We start from the raw sequence: 18,420 nt of genomic DNA, 5'->3' as shown, positions 1-18,420 counted from the left end.
CTGATATATCACATCAAGATGCGATGCCTACGGGATTTTTCGTTTTCTCCGAAACGCAAAACCGCTGTGCACTTTTGCTCGAATTGCTCTGTGGAATTTTTACTGGCTTTCCGGCAGGCCGGCGCCGACGCTGTCGCCGACCGAACCGACGGTGTTGTTCATCGACTGGCCGAGACGCTTCAGCTGGGCGTCGTAGTTGCGCCGGGTGCGCGGATCGAAGATCGCAATCGGCGTGCTGACGGCAACACTGACCGCACTTCCGGCGGTCTGGGCAGCGCCCATCGCCACGGCGCCGACGGCCTCACCGAGGCCGACATTGGAATCGGTGATCGTCTGGCCGGCAATCAGCCGGTCGCCGATCAGCTTCACCACTTCAGGGCTTTCGGCGAACTTGCCGTGGTTCAGCCGGTCGCCGCCCTTGAGCTTGGTGAGGTCGAGCACGGTGATGCCGGCCGCCTCGAGCTTGCTGCGATAGGGTTCGACGGAAGGATCGATCTGGCCGAGCCGGTCGACATTGCCGGAGATGCGCCGCGACAGCGCCAAAGCGCGATCGTCCTGCGAGACGAAGATGGTGAAGTGCGGCCTTTCCTTGCCGAGGCTTGCGAACTGGCGGCCGAAAACGTCGACATCGAGATCCGGCGAGGCGAGGATGACATTGTTGATCTTCGGAGCGACGTGGCCGTTGCGGATCGCCATCTGCCTGAGCGCTTCGACGGTCAGCCACGTGCCCATCGAATGGGCCATGATGGTGATGTCGCTGACAGCCGGATTGGCGGCGGTGCGGGTCAGCAATTCTTCCAGCGCGTCGCGGGAATAGTTGGTGCTTTCCTTGTCGTAATTATAATCGAAGATGCTGCCGCGCGACGGCCAGGTGAAGACGACGGGGGCAACGTCGGCATGCGAATCATGGACGATCTGCGCGAAGCGGTAGACTGCATCCTCGTAACGATTGTTGAAGCCGTGAACGAAGACGAGCACGCGGCGGCTCTTCGGCATATGGGTCTTCAGCCAGGTTTCGCCGGCCCGCTCGCCTTCCAGCGGATCGACCGAAACGGTGACGAAATCGCGCAACGGATCGGCCGGCAGGCGGTTTGGCCATTGCAGCTGGCCGGCCTTGCGATTGGCTTCCGGCGGGATCGAGACGTCGACGGCATTGACGGCGAGCCCGGTGCCGCGCTCGCCGGAGAAAAGCACGGCAGGATTGTCGTCGGCAGCGCGCGTCGTCGCGACGAGAAGATCGACCTTCGACGTGCCGGGGGCCGCGGTGCCGGCCGCCTGCATGACACCGACCGGCCTGCCGCCGCAGCCGGCGAGCGCCATCGTTGCAATCAGAAGACCTGTCAGAGCCGCGGGCAAGCCGCGTCTTTTGCCGATCATGACCAACTCCAATCGGTTCACGCACCGGACAGGCGGCGCCCGTCCAAATAGTCCGACGAGGCTTGCCGAGTCAAACCGCGGGAAGTGAAAGCCTTTTTGGGCATGAGAAAATAGAGACTTGGGAAAATAGAAAAAAGCCCGACGCGGGAGGAGGTGCGCCGGGCTCTTGATCCTGACTAACAACTGGGAGGAGGAGTGTTGTCAGTCCGATGTAAGAGCGCTGGGAGGAGGAGTGCACTGCTTACGAAGATAGTAATAGCCAATTCTTTTGATTCGGAATAGCGAAAATACCGCAATGCAGCAATGCGCTGAGCGCAATGCTTGCCTCCCAAACGGCACACCACCGCCTCATTTTGCAGCATGTTTGACCAGATGGTCAAAATTATGCCGATTGCGGCCTCGGGGATCGCGTGCGGGGAGACAGTATATGCCGCAACGTCTCGATTCCCTCTTCTCCCCGCTGGGGAGAAGGTGCCCGTAGGGCGGATGAGGGGGCCGGCGAAGCCGGTCTTTCTTACAACCCGTGCAGGTTTCGGCCGCAATGACATCGTCTCAAACGTATTCAGGGCGCTGGGAAACGGCGTTGCCGTCGGAGTACCGGAATAGATTTTACGTGAAGGGCGTGCCGTGTGGCCCCCTCATCCGCCTGCCGGCACCTTCTCCCCGAGGGGAGAAGGGAATACGCCGCACCCTCTCCGTTCTTCGCCCCGTCAAGCGGCCTTGAAGACCTTGCTGCCCTCGGCGTCGAGGGCGGAGAATTCTTCGTTCGAGAGGGTGATGTCGACGGCGGCGACGTTTTCCTCAAGATGCTTGACCTTGGAGGTGCCGGGGATCGGCAGCATCACCGGGCTGCGCTTCAGCACCCAGGCGAGCGCGATCTGGCTGGGGGCTGCATTGTGCTTTTTGGCGATGGTATCGAGCAGCGAGCCCGGCTTGGCGAGGTCGCCGGCTGCCAACGGATACCACGGGATGAAGCCGATATTGTGCTTGGTGCAATAATCGAGCACGTCCTCGCTGGTGCGGTCGACGAGATTGTAGCGGTTCTGGACCGTCGCGACCTTGAAATGCTTCGAGGCGGCCTCGATGTCGGCAACGGATACTTCGCTCAGACCCGCATGGCGGATGAGGCCCGTATCGAGCAGCGATTTGATCGCATCGAATTGTTCCCTGGCCGGCACCTTCGGATCGATCCTATGCAACTGCCAGAGATCGATCTGCTCGACGCCGAGATTGCGCAGGCTCTTATGCACTTGCTGGATCAGATATTCCGGACGTCCGACGGGCAGCCAGATATCGGGGCCGTGGCGGGTCAGGCCGCCCTTGGTGGCGATGACAGACTTGCCGCCATAGGGATGCAGGGCTTCCTTAATCAGCCATTCGGAGACATCGGGGCCGTAGGAATCGGCCGTATCGATGAAGTTGACGCCGAGTTCCGGCAGGCGCTTCAGCGTGCGGATGGATTCGGCATGATCGGAAGGCTCGCCCCAGATGCCCTTGCCGGTGACGCGCATGGCGCCGAAACCGAGACGGTTGATCTCGATATCGCCGCCGATCTTGAAGGTGCCTGACTTTGCTGCGTTGTAACTCGACATGGTCTTTCCTCTCTTATCAATCAATCATTGAAATCGGTGGAACGCTCGGAGGCGGTTGAACAGCGGCGGCACGAATGCCGCGGCTTTCGGAGATGCCTTCGAACGCGAATGTCTGCCCTGATCGAAAGCGATGCCCGGCATGGTGATGATCTGCCTATCGCGGGGATCGTCAGAATGTGGCCGCTGCGACGCTTGCAGATATAGGACGGCCTGGTTCCGATAACAGGGCCTGATGACGGTGATGAGCGGAAACATCGACATCGAGTTGACGCCGCAGGCAGTGCACACGGAGACTCAGGCGGCCCGCGTCAGAGCCTGGCCTTCGCCTCGTCGCCGAATTCCGCCAGCATCTTCCAAAGGTCGGTGAAAATCTCCCGGGCGAAATCCTGCGGCGAAACGCTTGGCGGGCGCTGCTGCCAGAGCTCAGCCCCGACGCGCAGCGCACCGATGACGATGGCCGCAAGGACGCGCATGCGGGGCCGCTCAAGCGGATCACCTCCCTTGCGCAGCAGCAGCGCCTCGGCGAGCTTCTGTTCGAGCTTGGCGTATTTCAGCTGATCGCGGGCCTTCAGCGCTGGCGTGCGATGGATGAGTTCGCCTAACGCTAGGCCAGGCTCGTCGACTGCCGCAATGACGCTTGCGGTGATCGCCGCCTCGACCACGGTGACGGAGGATTCGTCCGCCGGCCTTGCGGCGATTGCCGCCATCAGGCGATCGGCGAAGGCATCCTGCCAGGCGAAAACCACCTCTTCCTTGGAGGGGAAATAATCGAAGAAACTGCGTTTGGAGACATCGGCCGCCTCGGTGATGTCCTCGATCGTCGTGGCCTCGAAGCCGCGCTGCAGGAACAGGGTCATCGCCGCCTGCTCGATGCGCTCGCGCGTCTGCCGCCGCTTGCGTTCCCGCCTGCCTTCCGTCGTCTCCGTCCGCTTAGTCTCAGCCATTCCTGCCCGGCATCATCGTTCAGCCGCCGTTTCGTTGGAAAAGGCCGCGATATCGTCGATCTCAGTGTCGCTTTCACGATAGCTAAAGCGCTCGCGCGACAGTTCCAGCGGCTTGCGGCGCGAAATCCGGTAGACGGAGGCCGGCGGCAGGTTGCGCACCGTACCGCCGATGCGCACTGCCTTCAGGCCCAAACGGTCGAGGATCGGCCGCGGCACCGGGCAGCGCGGGCCATAGGTGAACTGATAGACGGCGCCGCCCGGCCGCATATAGGCGAAGGCGCCGGCCAGGATCGACACGATCTTGCGCGGCGACATGGACAAGAGCGGCAGGCCACTGACAACCGCGCCGACCGGTTCGCCCTCGAAAATATCGGCATCGGCGAGATGGGCGGCGTCCATCTGCAACACACGCGCCGTCGGAAAACGCGCCTGCAGCGATGAGATGAATTCCGGACCGTACTCGATCAGGGTCAGATCCGCTTCGCTGACCCCGCGCGCCAGCAGCGCCCGGGTGAAAACGCCGGTTCCCGGGCCGAGCTCGATGATCGGGCCGTCGAGTGCGGCAATTTCACTGGTCATGATCCTGGCAAGCGAATCCCCCGACGGCGCGATGGCCGCGACTCGAAGCGGGTTGCTGATCCAGGAGCGGAAAAAATGCAGGAAATCGGTGCATGCGGCCTTTGCAGTCATGACTATCCCACCTGTCTGAAATTCGATTGAATATGAAAAGCGACCATCGCGGCGAGCATGGCAATTCCAAGGCAGAGGCGTCAATCGCTCGTCGCTGCGGCCTTTCGCAACACCCGCGCGCCAACAGTCTGCTTGATTTTTTACTTACTGCATTTTTGCATTTAATGCAACGCTGTGCGAACGACAGCTGGGGAAGGACATGCTGGCAAGGCCGAGGATGGCGCCGAAGGAAGAGCGAGGTCTGCCAACAAGCTGATGGCGGCTCGGAGGCCGCCCTTCAGCTCCGACGGGGCCGCTCGCGGTTGCGAACGCCCGAGCGTCTCGTCAGTAGTTGCAGCTGGAGCCGCTCCCGGGGTTGAAGCCGAGCTTGCAATCCCTCTTGAGGGGCTTCTTCGGATCCATCATGTAAGGCGTCATCCGACCTGAGGTTTCCGAGCCGCGCTCACCGATCGAACCGGTGGTGCGCCTGTCATGCTCAACCGTGGTTTCTTGTTGGGCAACCGGACGCTCGGCTGAACCTTGCTCTGTCGCGCTCGACTGAAGGGGAGCTGCCGTGGCCGAGAAGGCCGAAAGGCCGAGGATTGCGCCGAAGGCAGCCGCCATCAGGCCGTACTTGAAAGTCATGGTCATAATCGTCTCCTTGGGAGGATTCGTGGAATTTACGCCCCGGAGCTAGGAAGCGGATCCGTCACATACTACGGCACCGCAACGGCCATCACAGACATGTGAGCAGCGGCACGATCAAGAAAGAGGCGGCTCATCGCCGCCTCTTTCATTTGCCGGCTCAATAGCCGTTATCACAGGGCATGCTGCCGGGACCGATCGATCCTGTAAACGTAGGGTTGCACATTGGCGGGGCTGCCGCCCTGTTGACCGGGTGGCGGACGATGGAGCCCGTGGTATTGGCCTCAATGCCAAAGGCGGCAAGCGGATACCAGTAGCCATCGGAATGGCGGCGGGTGCCGACGTGCTCCGTGCGAAAGCCGCGATAGCCATGCCACGTACCGGCATGTGGTTTATATTGCACCATTTTCACGTCCGAAGCAGCAGGCGGCCGAGCCGTCTGAACGGGTGCCGCCTGCGCGGGGATGATCGACGCGAGGGCGAGAAGGGCGCCGAGCGCGGCGGCGGATGGGGCAAGTCTGAACATCTTCATGATAAACCCTCCTTATGGATTTATCTTGGAAGAATGCCGTTCTGACCAGCGGAGTTCCGCGACTCGACCGCAATTCCAAAACTCGTGATTGCAGGCGATCCGGCGTGACTAAATCGCCAAAAAACGTGAAAAGTCGCGATCAGGAGAGGGCTCGAACGGCGCTGGTGACGAAACGTGAATTCTCTGTTCTCAATTCGCGTATAATGTCCGGTAACCCTGGCCGGAGAGGCAAGCGACATATTGCCGGTGGGCGGCAGCGCGCGCCGTGGTTTCGGCTTCCAACTCATCCGCCCCGGCATAGCCGGTCAGCTGGGCACGCAGCTGATACTGCTTCCTCGCCTCGTCATACATGGCGTTGCCGTCGGTCATGCAAAGACCGTGCGCAACAACCGGCGGATTGACCGGCACGCCGACCGCCAGGAGCACGGGATCATTGGCATGGTCGATGCAGCCGCCAAGACCCGTCATCATCGCCAGGACAGCCAGAGCCCAAATTCCCACCGTCATGCATTCCTCCGGCTGAAACGCCTCAAAGATCATCAGACCTGCGGATACATCAGCAAGGTTGCGCGAAACTAGACTGGGGGGCTTGCCTGCCATTCCGGCCGGACGCGCCACTTGACCAGTCATGTTGAAATATTGCTAAAATATTATATTAATGCTTACTTATAGTCGTAAACACTAATCTTTCGGGAGGGAAAGATTATGGCTTCGCCGTGGGTAAACGACGCGCTCTCGCACGCACAAACAGCATTTTCCAGCAAGACTGATACAAATATCCTTGAGGTCGGAGGCGGCTCTCGCACGCATATCCCCTTGAAAGGAGCGCGATATACGGTTGTCGACATCTCCAAAGAGCAACTCGAAAAGAACCAGGACGCCGCCGAGAGGATCCTCGGCGATGCTCAGACCATCGACTATGGAGATCGTCACTTCGACGCCTGCGTCTTCTGGGACGTTCTCGAGCATCTGGAAAGCCCACGCTCTGCCTTGCTGAGAGCCCATGACACCCTATCTCCCGGCGGCCTGGTGTTCGTCAAGGGGCCGATCCTGAACTCGGCCAAGGGGATCTTCACCGATCTCACGCCCTGGTGGACCCACGTCTTGTTCTATCGCTACGTGTTGAGGCAGAAAAACGCCGGAAAGCCGGGCTATGCCCCATTCCGCGTCGAGCACGCCGCAGAGGCATCCCATTCGGAGATTGCCGGGACATTAAAGGAACTCGGCATGGATGTGGTCTTCGTCGGCGAATATGTGTCGACGCAGGTGCATGCGCTCAAGGACCGAATTCCCCCGCTGTATTGGCTCTACGAGGCTTTCGGCCTGCTGCTTCGCACGACTTCGGGTGGGAAGATCGGAGGGCGGGAGACAGAGTTCCTGATCGTGGCAAAGTGCCTTCGTTAGGCACTCCCCACCAAGATCTATATAGCACTTCGGAATGCCGAAATTGGTTGCGGCGTTGAAATCATTCAATGTTTCCTCATATCAACATCTCACGAAGCGCGACGAATTTCGGAATCCCGAAGCGGGGGGATTTCGGAATTCCGAAGTGGGACTTTTTTCTTCCTGCCGACGCGTCCGCGTTTGTCGGCGGCAATCTTGCGGTCGGTTTCGGACCACTTCCGGCACCTCTCTGCCGTGCATCGCTTCCACTCGTCGGTGGGCGGCGCACCCTCGTGGTCACCGACAAAGGTCAGCGTGAACCGGTTGGGATGCGCGACACCGCTGCCCGCTCGGCCGCGGCGAATTTTTATCAGTCCTTTATATTCGAGCTCATCGATCGCATCGGCCACATATTCGCCGGTCACGCCGCAAGATACGAACTGAGGATGGGTCACGACAAGCTTGCCGTTTTCCAAGCCGGCATGCGACGTGTGCTCGATGACGATGCGGAAGAAGGCACGGCAGGCATTCGCGCTCAATGTGGTGAAGGCCGCAGATTCCAGCAACTGAATGGTGAACCATTGCCAGCGAAGGCTGCCGTCATCCGTCCCGCTCGGCGGAGCGGTATGCTTGCGCACCATCGCCCGCGTCTTTCCCTGACTGGTTCGGCTTTTGTCGCGAGGGTTGAATTCGGCCATCAGCCCCTCGCCTCGGACCCATTGCGGGAACCCTGATCACACCGTGCGCGACGGCCAGGGCTCGTTGACGCGATCACATCGCCGATAGAGAAAAACTTGCTCGACATCCGCCAGTCCAAGGTTGCAATTGCGGATAAGCTAACGCAAGAACGGCCCGTCGACTAGGAAAATATTCTTAGGTTGCATCTTTATGTCACCCGATCCCTTCTGCTAGATTTTCGGCAATGATTCACACAGTGGAGCGCGATACCGAATGAAAACTTGAATCAGTTTCGCGCAGGACGATTATCGCATCGCCGGCACTACCCATTCTCTTCATCAGCAAATAAGCTCGCGACCGGCGACCGGAAGGCGCCGCATAAGCTTCAATCTTCAGGGCCCTGTCAGCATGACATCATTGTACTGGAAGAGTTTTGCCTCCGCTTGCCTGTGCGTCACGCTCTCCCATCCGGCATGGTCGGCCGGCGGTATCGAGATCCCGGGTTACGCGCCGGCGACGGGAGTCGAGCGTAGCTATCGCGTGCTAAAAGCAACCGAAACCGATATGTCGTTCTGGTTCGACAAGCCAGGCGCCTCGGCCATGACGATGCGCGGCGCGTTTCGCCAGCGTATGACGGTCCTGTCTCGGGATGAAGACGGCATGCGGGTCCGCTGGTCCCTCAGCGCCGACTTGCCGGAAGGCATTGCGGGCCTTGCCGACAGCTATCAGATGAACCTGCTCTATCGAAATTCCCTCACGGCCTATGGCACCGCTGCGCTCGAACTCGAAACCGACCAGAACGGCAACCCGCGCGATCTCTCCGGTGTCGATCAGATCGTGACGCGCATGCGGGAGATGGCGGCCAATGGACCGGGTGGAGTTCCCGCGGCGGGGGAAAGCGGGGTCTATGACATCATCGCCAAGCTGGAGGCAAACCCTCTTCAGATCATTGCCGCCTTGGTGCCGGAGGCGCAACTGCTTGCCACGGGACAATCCTATCAGGCGGAGACCATGGAGATTGGTCAGGCTTCGGCGACCTCGCGAGACGAGGATTATGGCGGCGTCAGTGTTCCGGTGACGTCGACCTGGACCCTGGAATCGACCGACGCAACCGCACGCACGGCAACCCTTTCCCTGTCGGAGGAAGCCGACGCCGCAGCATTCAGCCAGTCGCAGCAGCCGGCGATCGCAAATTTGATCAGCGGCTTTGCCGAGCGGGCAAAGAACCTCACCGCCGATCAGCTGGCTTCCGTCAAACGCGCCAGCAAGAGCCGAAGCGTCGAGCTCGTGGTGTCCCTGAACGATGGCTCGACGCTCGAAGCGTCGGAGATCGTGACGGTCGCGTCAGGAGGGACGACGTTGCGCACATACACCCACATCCAACGCGAGGACATGCCGGCCAGCCTGCAGCTTCCCACCGTGCTGACAGCAAAGGACTTGCAGACGCCCGACTTGCACATCGAGCCGCTGCCATCGTCCAAAGTCGGACCAGGCATCCTGGATGAGCTTTCGATACCGCCTGCCCCACGGAAGGCATCGCAGACCGTGGCTCCAGACAATGACGGACCGAAGGCGATCGCGCCTGTCTCGCTCGAAGTGAAGAGCGCGAAGGTGGTTTCGGCCCCCACTTCTTTTGGATCTGAGTTGGATATCATGCTCACACCCGAAAGCGCTGCAAAATTTCAGGATTTTACGCAGGCGGCGGTGGGAGAAATAACGCAGGTGCTGATTAACGACAAGGTCGTCATCGAACCCCGGATCCTGACGCCGATCACGGGCGGCCATCTTGTGATAAGCGAACCGGACTCGAAGCTATTGCAAGACATGGCGGAACAGTTGACCCTCCCCGAAGCCAAGATTCTCGTCCGGTTACGCCCATGAGGGCGCCCCCTCCCAGCTGCCGGCTCGATCGCAACCGCAAAGTGAAACGGCTAAGCCAACGCTAAGGCGGACTTCAATCTCTCACGTCGGAGATCAGACGTATCAGAGTCCCGTCACTCGCCGCAGCGCTGATTGCCGTTGCGATCTGCCGGAACGGTCCACGCGCGACGAGCATCTCTGGCGATGGGCGTTTTCCGGGACCAGGGTCGATAAAGGCCGAACACTGATGATCCGAGTCGAGCATCGCCATGAAGGATGTCGCGACAATCATTTCACCGCAGGCGGCGCATCGGAGAATGTAGGAACCGCGGTGGACGATCGATTCCGTTTTGTCCAATCCGCACGACGGGCAGGCCAACATATTGTTCATTGCTTCACCCCAGTCTGAGCACGCGGCTTATGAGGCAGCCGCCAGAATGATAGCGATCGCGAGCAGCAAGGGACCCATCCACTTGAAGTGGCGAACCAACGGCGGCCGGTTGGCCGGCTTGCCGGGAAACGGCAGATAACCAAAGCCCACGGATGTCATCCACAGGCCGGCGCAAAACATGATGATTTCATCGATATAGGCTGCGATCATGACTTTCCTGCCTTCGGATCGGCGCTGCGATATCTCCGTCTCCGCGTCCGATGCCACTCATCCTACCCATCAGTACGGTCAGACGGAAGAGAAGAGTGGCGCCGAGAGGTTAAACTTGGGGTAGCATAATTACCTCGAATCCCCTAGGCATTCGCAATACGCGAAACCACGGCAGCCACTTTCTCGGGAATGTTTCATGCAAAACCCCAAATTCATTCGCTACGCCGCCTTCTCTGCGTGCGTCGCTTTTGCGGCATTTCAGGCCGGGCAGGTTCTGGCCGATTCGGCCAATGACAAGTTCTTTGACGCAGCCCTTTGCAAGCCACCCTATACGATGACATCGGCAATGAAGATCTATGATGTCGTGGAAGCCCTGGCCAAGCCGGACACGTCGTCTTTGGGCGCGGCGATCTACAAACTCCCGAACCAGATAGGCCGCGACGGCTTTAAGTCGACCGAGATTTTCTTTGCAAGTAACGCTGTTGGCGTCTTGATCGAGGGCGAACGCGCCGACGATCTGGCCGCGAAATATGGTTTGGAGCCGGAGACCTCGGACCTGCTCGGCACATCCACCAAGGGCTATTCGCTTGAACTTCCTGCAGACCTGCAGCCAGAACCCGGAATGGCCGGCCCCGGAAGGGTCTCCATCGTTGCCCGCCAGGGAGACGCTTTGCCCGGCAAAACCTTGCTGGCGTGTGAATTCGTGCAGGAATTCTAGGAGGCTCCGCATAAGCGCGCAAAGCGGCGGCACGAAACCCTTTTCGAAAAGCACATCCCAGCAGTTCGCTGACCGAGAAAGGCATCTCGTTCATACTGCGCCTCGCCACACCGGATGAATCGCCCTATGTGTGCAGGCTGCAACGGCAGAGAGCACGCAGCAGAGGTTCTGAGATCATGCAAACCATTTGGAAGAAGCCGGTAACGCTCGCCCTTGAAGGGCCGGATCAGTGGGTGGTGATCCAGACGACCCAGGCCGCAACATGGGCGCTGGTCGAAGACTGGCCGACCGAAGAGGGTCCCGCCTTGGACAAGGCCTGTGCGGTTTGCGCCGATGTCATGGCGGGCAAACGAAACCGGGAGGAGGCGCGGCAGGCGTTCATCGAAGCTGCGATCGAAGCCGGAATCCCCATCAAGGAATGAGGCCACGACCCGTGGCAGCGCCTATTTGGCGCTGGAAGGCGAGCGGTCATCTCGGCCCGCCATCCAGCGTGATGACGCAGAGATTATACGCGATCAGCCATCATAATGGCCCGGCAATGCTGCCTCCGTAGACTTGACAACCACGGCCGGATTGACGCCCTTCGTCACAATTGACCGGTCGCGCGAAGGTCGGTCACCGCTTTCAGCCCGCCCGACGTGGGAGACGGAAGAGGCACTACCGTGCCAGCGTCCAGATCAGCGACCCAGAGATCATCATCGCCTTCAGTCCACGAACTTCTAAAACCACGACGCTGACAGGAACCTCAAGCCGTCTCCGGGGCTTTGGCTCTCGCCAAGTCCTGCAGGAACTCTTCCATCAAGGGCTCGTCGCCGAACCGGCGATAAGCCCTTTCCGCTTCCAGCGAGAATGTCGGATGGGCCTCGACAAGGCTCGCCATGGTAGCCTGCGCCTTTTCAAGCTCTCCGCTTCCACCCTGCAACGCGGCCTGGATGAGAAGGCAATTCGCATCGCGGGGCGCTCTGACAAGACACTCGCTGATGACCGTGGCCGCCTCTTCGCGGCGGCCATCGGCATAAAGCGCCTGACCATGCACGTAGGCATAGTATTCCGGTGCCATGGGGTGCAGTCGGCGCGCCCGTTCCGCATTGGCGACAGCGTCCGGATAGTCTCCGAACCGGACCTGCGCTTTGGCCAGCGCAATCATACTGTCGGGATCGTTGGGGTTCAGTTCGACCGCACGCTGCGCCGCCTGAAGTCCGCCGGAATAGTCCGCCTGCAGCGCAAGTCCGAAACTGATTACCTGATATCCAAAACCGAGATTGGGATCGAGCCGCACGGCCTGCCGCGCCTCACTGAGACCCAAATCCAGTTCGGGCGCGGCGGCCTGACTGCCGGGCCTTTGCGCTACTTCGCCGATGTAGGTCAACGCAAGGCCTGCGCGGGCTGCGGCATAAGCCGGGTCCATTTCCAGGGCGCGCTGATACAGGCCACGGGCATCGAGAATAGCGTTCTGGTCAGCGGCGCCGTGCCGGTAACGGTTGCGGGCTTGCAAGACGAGATCATAGGCCTGCAGACTATCCGTCGGCCGCAGCGCCGCCGCTGCCGCTTCGCTTCGGCCGATATAGGGCGCGAGTTGCGCGACGATTTCCGTGGTGAGCTCGCTCTGGACGGTAAAAACGTCAGCAACCTTCTTGTCGAAGCTGCGCGACCATAAGTGCGCCCCCGTGCCTACATCAATGAGCTGCGCCGAAACGCGGAGCTGGTCGCCTTCCCGGCGCGCGCTGCCTTCAACCACGTAATCAACGCCAAGCTTTGCCGCGAGCTTACGTACATCCGTCTCCTGACCGCGCACGGCATAGGTGGAATCGCGGGCGATGACCTGAAGCTCGGGATTACGAGCGAGCGCCGTGGTCACGTCCTCGGTCAGACCGTCTGCAAAGTAAGGCTGGTTATCGCTGCCGCTCATGGTTGCGAACGGCATGACGGCAATCGAGGGCCTGGGGTCTCCACGGGTCTGGTCCAGAGAAAGTGCAGTCGGAATCCCGCTCACCATCGCTGCCAGCGGAAGAGGTGAAATCTGGGTGCCGATGAGAATGAGAGCGATGGCAGCAATGCCATAAGACCAGCGCGCCGCGCTGCAGCGCAGGATATGTGGCACCTGCCGCCAGATCGACCAGGGAGAGCCCGCCCGCCTTACGCGGTACACTTCAAGCGGCTCGGGAATATTCTTGGCGCGCCTGCGGCCGACTCGGGCGAACAGATCGCCGCGGTTGCGCTCGGCGGCCATCACCACAGCGCCGCTGACGAATATCTGGCCGGGTTCGGTCATGGCCTCAAGCCGGGCCGCGACGTTCACCCCATCGCCATAGACATCACCATTATCCTCGATGACATCCCCGAGGTTGATGCCGATACGCAGCTTGAAAGGCCCGTCGTCAAAACCTTGCTGGATGGCAAGTGCCGCATCAACGGCCGCGTTGACGCTCGGGAACATCGCAAGAAAGCCGTCACCCGTCGTTTTGAAGGTGGTTCCGCCATGGCGGGCGACAGTGGGGTCGATCAGGTGGTCAAAAACGGTGCGCAGCTCTGCATAGGTGGAAGACTCGTCCTCGGCCATCAGCCGGCTATAGCCGACGATATCAGCGGCCATGATTGCCGCGAGCTTGCGTTGCATTTCAGTCTCCCAACGGAGTGGCTTGGCACACGGCCGTCACTGCTAACAATTGGTGTGCAGCGATCATTCAGACTAGTCCTGCAATTCGGGAAGCGGTAATCAATACAGCTCATAAATGCGTGAATATTGAGACGGTCCGTCAGTTGGCGGTCCGCCGGCCCCGACTTCGCCTGGAGCGGTCCCGTCGCCTCATCGATGAGGGCGACGGCATAACGCAAGGGCCGATACCTTTCCGCCGCGCCTACCTCGCTCCGTTATCAATCAGGTCGAAGTCGATGACGATGGAATCCGCATCCTCGGAAGGCGGGACGTTCTGGAGCGTTGGTGATGAGCGGAGCGGCTGCGGCAGGAGTGCCCAGCTTTATATGAAAATGGCGCACCCGAAGAGATTCGAACTCCTGACCCCCAGATTCGTAGTCTGGTGCTCTATCCAGCTGAGCTACGGGTGCGTGCAAAATGCGGCGGTGCCGCTTGCGTGGCGATCCTCTAAAACGTCCTTCGGGACAATGCAAGAGCATTTCTGAAAAAATCGCGTCTTTGTCTGCCCGCGGCCGCGCCTTGCGAAACCCCGTCACTTTTCAATATGCGTCCGGCTGCGGTAATCCTCCAGCGAAACCGGGCGATCGGGGATCTCGATGCGGAACTGCGTGCCGACCGTCGGTTTTTCCACCAGCGCGATCGTGCCGCCATGGGCGAGCACCAGTTCGCGGGCGATGGTGAGGCCGAGGCCGGTGCCGCCGGAGCGGGCGGAGCCGCGGAAGGCGGCAAAAAGGTTCTGGCGCGCCTTCAGCGGCATGCCGGGGCCGGTATCATCCACCGTGATGCTGACGACGCTGCCGACGCGCTGGGCGGAAACGGTGATGCGCCGGACGGAGCCCTGGCCGCCCTCGCCCGGCGACGTCAGCGCCTGCAGCGCGTTGCGGCAGAGATTGTGGATGACGCGGAAAAGCTGCTCGCTATCGGCATCGACCTCAAGCTCGGCGCCGATCTGCTCTGCGAATTCGATGCCGCTTTGCGGATCAATCGCCAGCATGTCTTTGACGTCCTGGGTCAGTTCCAACAGGCGGATATGGCGGCGGCGTGGTGCCGATTCACTCGCCTTGCCGTAGGACAACACCTCGGTGGTGTAACCGACGGCGCGGTCGATGGTGCGCAAGAGCTTCGGAGCGAAGCTTTTCACCATCGGGTCGTCGACATCGACCAGCCGATCTGACATCAGCTGCGCGGACGCCAGGATATTGCGCATGTCGTGATTGATCTTGGAGACGGCGAGGCCGAGAGCGGCGAGGTTCTTCTGCTGCTTCAGCGTCTTTTGCAGCTCCATCTGCATCGAGGTGAGATTGCGGCCGGCGACCGCCAGTTCGTCGCGGCCGCCGTCGCCGATATAGATATGGGCGGGGTTCTCGGGATCGGAGGAGAATTGCTGCATGCTGCCAGTCAGCCGGCGAATCGGGCCGATGAGGATGCGGTTGATCGCAAAGAAGATCAGCGTCGCCGTGAACAGCGAGATCAACACCGACAGCAACAGGACGTTGCGGGAATAGGCGAACATCGCCGTGCGCAGCTGCCGGTCCTTCATCACCACCTCGACGCCGGTGTTGGTGTCACCGACGGGGCCATAGACGCGGATTATCCTGCTGCCGCCGAAGATCAAAGTGTCGAGTGCGTCGCGTATCGCCGTCACCGGCGGCACGTCGGTGAGATCATAGGCTTCATCGACGGAGGCCGGCATATCGGTCGTCGCCAAGAGCCGCGAGGTGCCCTCCTTGCGCAGAACGATCGCCTTGGTGCCGGTCGCCTCCAGCGTCTCCTTCTGCAGCGCCCGCGGCAGCTCGACGGGCTGCAGCCCATCGATGACGATGGCGGCGGCAGCGGCGGTGTTCAGCCTGTCCTGCAGCCAGCGCAACCGCATGCTGGCAACCGAGGGAAAGAAGATCAGGATTTCGGCGAGCATGATAAAGAAGACGGTGAGCCAGAGCAGCTTGCCGGAGAGGCCGCCGAACATGCGGGCAGGCGGGCACCGCGCCCTTGCAGCCTCGCCGGCCGCGGGGATTTCCGCCGAAGGATTGTCGCCCTGGTCTCTTATCGGCATTCTCGTCTCGCCCGATCGGCAGCACTTCAGCCGCCCTTACCGTTGAGCTCTATATTAGACCAAGATGCTCCGCTTTCAAATCTTTGCGAGCAGCGTCACGTCGTCACAAAGAAACGCCGCCCGGAGGCGGCGTTAGAGTGGCGAGTGATCAGTAAAGCTTAGAACTCTTCCCAGCTCTGCTCGGCTGCGGCCGCGTTGCCGCCGAAGGCGCGGGCGACCTTGGCGATCGCCCGGCGGGCGGGCGAAGCGACCGGCCTTTGCGGCTCGTTGCGGACGAGCGCCACAGGTGCCGGCGCATCATCCGACAACTTGAAGCGGGCAATGAGGCGCACCAGGCCACCGGCTTCGGCTGAAAGCCTGTGCGTGGCGGCGGAGGTCTCTTCCACCATCGCAGCATTCTGCTGGGTCACCTGGTCCATCTGGTTGACGGCGGTATTGACTTCCTTAAGGCCGGTCGACTGTTCGGTCGCGGCGGTGGCGATCGAATGGATATGGTCGTTGATGGCGATAACGCGGGTGCCGATTTCGGCCAGCGCCTCGCCGGTCGCCTGAACGAGCTTGACGCCAACCTGCACTTCGTTGCCTGACTTAGTGATCAGCGCCTTGATGTCCTTGGCGGCCTTTGCCGAGCGCTGGGCGAGTTCGCGCACTTCCTGGGCGACCACCGCAAAACCCTTTCCGGCATCGCCGGCGCGGGCGGCCTCGACGCCGGCGTTCAGCGCCAGCAAGTTGGTCTGGAAGGCGATCTCGTCGATGACATTGATGATCTGGCTGATTTCGCGCGAGGCCTGCTCGATGCGGCCCATCGCCTCGACGGCATTGCCCACAACGACGCCGGAGCGGCCGGCATTTTCCTTGGCTTCGGACACCATAATGGTGGCTTCATGCGCCCGCTCGGTGGAATTCTGGACGACGGCGGTGATCTCGTCGAGGGCTGCCGAGGTCTCTTCGAGGGCGGCCGCCTGCTGCTCGGTGCGCTTCGACAGGTCGTCGCTGGCATTGCGCAGCTCGGCGGTGTTGCCGTTCATCGCTTCCGTGGTTTCGCGCACTTCGCGCATCGTCGCCTGCAGGGTGACGAAGGTATTGTTGACGTTCTGCTGCAGCTCGGCGAAGGCGCCCTGGAAGTTGCCGCTCATCGTCTGGGTGAGATCGCCTTCGGCAAGGCTTGCGATGACGCGGCGGGTCTCGCCGATGCCGGCATCGACGCTCGACAGCAGCATATTGATGTTGCCGGCGAACTGGTTGAGGTTGTCGTCCTCGTAGTCCTTGCTGATGCGGTGGCCGAAATCGCCGGCCGCAGCCGCCGCCACGACGACTGACATGCTCGACTGCAGGTCGTCGCTCTTGGCACGCATCGCCGCCTCCTGGGCGTTCAGGCGCTTGATGGCAAGGCCGTTCGCCTTGAAGACCGCAACCGCTGCGGCCATCTCGCCGATTTCGTCCGGACGGCCGGCAAAGGGCACCTCGGCGTCGAAATTGCCGTCGGCGACTTCCTTGATGGCATGGGTGACGCGCTTGATCGGGCGGCTCAAATGGCTGGTGCCGATATAGAAGCCCATGCCGATGCCGACCGCGATGCCGATGCCGGTAATGCTGAGCACGAGCATCAGCACCCAGGAGCGGAAGCTCTCGATCTCGGCATTCACGGTCTCCAGCGCTGCCTTGTCGGTGGCGACGACGGCATCGATTTCCGCCTGGAACGCCTTGCGGTTGGCGCGGTTGGCGTCGTTGTTGCCCTGTTGGCCGGCGGCTTCGGGGCCGACTTCCGTGCCGAGGCGGGCCGTTTCCGTGCGGAAGGTGCGGAATTCCGCGGCGCGGGCGACGAGCTTGGCAAAATCGGCCTTCTGGCTCTCGGGAACGAGCGGCGCCCAACCCGAGATGACCTTGTCGATCTCGTCGAGGCCGGCCATCAGGCCCTTGGCGAAGTTCGGTGTATCCTTGATCGTTTTGGCGGCATAAATGCCGCGCGATTCCATGACCACGGCGGTGACGAAACGATTGAGGCGTTCGCCGGCATAGGCGCGGCTGGCGGCATGCTCGTAAGCCGTCAGGTTGCGACTGTATTCGTGCATGGCGGACAACGCCGTTGCGCCGATCAGAAGTGCCACCGCGCCCATCACGCAAACCAGCAGATTAATTTTGCCCCGGATCTTCAATGCAATGCTCCTAGCTACGCCACTGCCTGGAAAGCAAATTCCCAGTCGATGCATTGAATATCGGCGAAATTTATTAAAGTTAGATTTCCAATATTTACGATTATGGCTTCGGAAGTGATCGATGCCGAATGCGGCGAGGACGCTTAAGCGCCTGAAAACCGGGGCTATCGATCTGCCTCGGCGAAACTTACAACCACTCGGGGCAGGCCTAATTTATTAACACCAGAGTGCGAAAATACCTTCCGAACCAGCAGCGCAGAGTGAAATTATCCGGCATAATTGACTTTTATGGGGTTCGTCCTTATAAGCCCGCGCACGTCCGGTCACGCAAGCCTTTCATTGGCCCGCCCGTTCGAAAAACAACGCTCCTTGCATTATGCAAATTCAAGAAGGGCCGCACTCCGCGGTGTTTAAAATAAATGAAGCGTACCTACCAACCATCCAAGCTTGTTCGCAAGCGTCGCCACGGTTTCCGTGCCCGCATGTCCACGAAGGGTGGCCGCAAGGTCATCGCAGCCCGCCGCGCGCAGGGCCGCAATCGTCTGTCGGCGTAAGC

The 18,420-nt window shown here is 60.8% G+C and carries 18 protein-coding genes, 1 tRNA gene and 1 pseudogene; 5 read left to right on the top strand and 15 right to left on the bottom strand.

Going from position 1 to position 18,420, the window contains the following annotated elements; all coding sequences use genetic code 11:
* Positions 1–99: 99 nt before the first annotated feature.
* The 7 genes from HFO71_RS07110 to HFO71_RS07080 form a co-directional block, all read right to left on the bottom strand.
* Entirely contained in the window at positions 100–1,377 is a 1,278-nt protein-coding gene (locus tag HFO71_RS07110) for an alpha/beta hydrolase (RefSeq protein ID WP_221987738.1), read from the bottom strand.
* Positions 1,378–2,087: 710 nt separating this feature from the next.
* Positions 2,088–2,969: an aldo/keto reductase gene (locus HFO71_RS07105; protein ID WP_131661732.1), complete on the bottom strand. Its 882-nt coding sequence runs from the start codon at positions 2,967–2,969 to the stop codon at positions 2,088–2,090.
* A 308-nt stretch (positions 2,970–3,277) separates the two neighbouring features.
* The gene (locus HFO71_RS07100; protein WP_221987737.1) at positions 3,278–3,913 is read right to left on the bottom strand and encodes a TetR family transcriptional regulator; all 636 of its coding nucleotides are present in this window, start codon (positions 3,911–3,913) and stop codon (positions 3,278–3,280) included.
* Positions 3,914–3,925: 12 nt separating this feature from the next.
* The gene (locus tag HFO71_RS07095; RefSeq protein WP_065282021.1) at positions 3,926–4,603 is read right to left on the bottom strand and encodes a class I SAM-dependent methyltransferase; all 678 of its coding nucleotides are present in this window, start codon (positions 4,601–4,603) and stop codon (positions 3,926–3,928) included.
* A 324-nt stretch (positions 4,604–4,927) separates the two neighbouring features.
* A complete protein-coding gene (locus tag HFO71_RS07090; RefSeq protein WP_221987736.1) occupies positions 4,928–5,233 on the bottom strand; it encodes a hypothetical protein in 306 nt (101 codons plus the stop codon).
* Between the two features lie 154 nt (positions 5,234–5,387).
* The gene (locus tag HFO71_RS07085; RefSeq protein WP_221987735.1) at positions 5,388–5,759 is read right to left on the bottom strand and encodes a cell surface protein; all 372 of its coding nucleotides are present in this window, start codon (positions 5,757–5,759) and stop codon (positions 5,388–5,390) included.
* A 189-nt stretch (positions 5,760–5,948) separates the two neighbouring features.
* The gene (locus tag HFO71_RS07080) at positions 5,949–6,266 is read right to left on the bottom strand and encodes a hypothetical protein (protein ID WP_221987734.1); all 318 of its coding nucleotides are present in this window, start codon (positions 6,264–6,266) and stop codon (positions 5,949–5,951) included.
* A 198-nt stretch (positions 6,267–6,464) separates the two neighbouring features.
* On the opposite strand from HFO71_RS07080, the gene HFO71_RS07075 reads away from it, so the two are divergent.
* A complete protein-coding gene (locus HFO71_RS07075) occupies positions 6,465–7,163 on the top strand; it encodes a class I SAM-dependent methyltransferase (RefSeq protein WP_131661737.1) in 699 nt (232 codons plus the stop codon).
* Positions 7,164–7,252: 89 nt separating this feature from the next.
* Here HFO71_RS07075 and HFO71_RS07070 read toward each other — a convergent pair whose 3' ends face one another.
* On the bottom strand, positions 7,253–7,840 hold the full coding sequence (locus HFO71_RS07070; RefSeq protein ID WP_131661850.1) for a hypothetical protein: 588 nt from the start codon (positions 7,838–7,840) through the stop codon (positions 7,253–7,255).
* Between the two features lie 388 nt (positions 7,841–8,228).
* Here HFO71_RS07070 and HFO71_RS07065 point away from each other — a divergent pair, with 388 nt between their 5' ends.
* Positions 8,229–9,701 carry a hypothetical protein gene (locus HFO71_RS07065; RefSeq protein ID WP_221987733.1) on the top strand — a complete coding sequence of 491 codons (1,473 nt, stop codon included), beginning with the start codon at positions 8,229–8,231 and terminating at the stop codon, positions 9,699–9,701.
* A 73-nt stretch (positions 9,702–9,774) separates the two neighbouring features.
* On the opposite strand, the gene HFO71_RS07060 is transcribed toward HFO71_RS07065, so the two are convergent.
* Positions 9,775–10,071, bottom strand: coding sequence for a hypothetical protein (locus HFO71_RS07060; protein WP_131661848.1), 297 nt, complete (start codon positions 10,069–10,071; stop codon positions 9,775–9,777).
* A gap of 27 nt (positions 10,072–10,098) precedes the next feature.
* Positions 10,099–10,281 carry a hypothetical protein gene (locus tag HFO71_RS07055; protein ID WP_131639877.1) on the bottom strand — a complete coding sequence of 61 codons (183 nt, stop codon included), beginning with the start codon at positions 10,279–10,281 and terminating at the stop codon, positions 10,099–10,101.
* 196 nt (positions 10,282–10,477) lie between these two features.
* Here HFO71_RS07055 and HFO71_RS07050 point away from each other — a divergent pair, with 196 nt between their 5' ends.
* Together HFO71_RS07050 and HFO71_RS07045 are read left to right on the top strand one after the other, a co-directional pair.
* Positions 10,478–10,999: a hypothetical protein gene (locus HFO71_RS07050; protein ID WP_221987731.1), complete on the top strand. Its 522-nt coding sequence runs from the start codon at positions 10,478–10,480 to the stop codon at positions 10,997–10,999.
* A gap of 176 nt (positions 11,000–11,175) precedes the next feature.
* Positions 11,176–11,421 (top strand): DUF982 domain-containing protein, encoded by a 246-nt coding sequence (locus HFO71_RS07045; protein ID WP_221987729.1) that lies wholly within the window; start codon positions 11,176–11,178, stop codon positions 11,419–11,421.
* A 93-nt stretch (positions 11,422–11,514) separates the two neighbouring features.
* On the opposite strand, the pseudogene HFO71_RS35750 reads toward HFO71_RS07045, so the two are convergent.
* The 5 genes and pseudogenes from HFO71_RS35750 to HFO71_RS07025 form a co-directional block, all read right to left on the bottom strand.
* Positions 11,515–11,705 (bottom strand): annotated as a pseudogene (locus tag HFO71_RS35750) (hypothetical protein); the annotation flags it as partial.
* A gap of 39 nt (positions 11,706–11,744) precedes the next feature.
* Positions 11,745–13,616, bottom strand: coding sequence for an adenylate/guanylate cyclase domain-containing protein (locus tag HFO71_RS07040; RefSeq protein ID WP_131661846.1), 1,872 nt, complete (start codon positions 13,614–13,616; stop codon positions 11,745–11,747).
* Positions 13,617–13,988: 372 nt separating this feature from the next.
* A tRNA-Arg gene (locus HFO71_RS07035) sits at positions 13,989–14,065 on the bottom strand.
* A gap of 122 nt (positions 14,066–14,187) precedes the next feature.
* A complete protein-coding gene (locus HFO71_RS07030) occupies positions 14,188–15,708 on the bottom strand; it encodes an ATP-binding protein (RefSeq protein ID WP_131639880.1) in 1,521 nt (506 codons plus the stop codon).
* 158 nt (positions 15,709–15,866) lie between these two features.
* Positions 15,867–17,864 carry a methyl-accepting chemotaxis protein gene (locus HFO71_RS07025; RefSeq protein ID WP_221987727.1) on the bottom strand — a complete coding sequence of 666 codons (1,998 nt, stop codon included), beginning with the start codon at positions 17,862–17,864 and terminating at the stop codon, positions 15,867–15,869.
* Positions 17,865–18,283: 419 nt separating this feature from the next.
* On the opposite strand from HFO71_RS07025, the gene rpmH reads away from it, so the two are divergent.
* Positions 18,284–18,418: a 50S ribosomal protein L34 gene (gene rpmH / locus HFO71_RS07020; RefSeq protein WP_003545006.1), complete on the top strand. Its 135-nt coding sequence runs from the start codon at positions 18,284–18,286 to the stop codon at positions 18,416–18,418.
* The last annotated feature ends 2 nt before the right edge of the window (positions 18,419–18,420 follow it).

The organism is Rhizobium laguerreae, assembly GCF_019778565.1.
Classification (GTDB): Bacteria; Pseudomonadota; Alphaproteobacteria; order Rhizobiales; family Rhizobiaceae; genus Rhizobium; species Rhizobium laguerreae.
The sequence above is the reverse complement of the archived record's forward strand: the minus strand, read 5'-3'. Positions and strand labels throughout refer to the sequence as shown.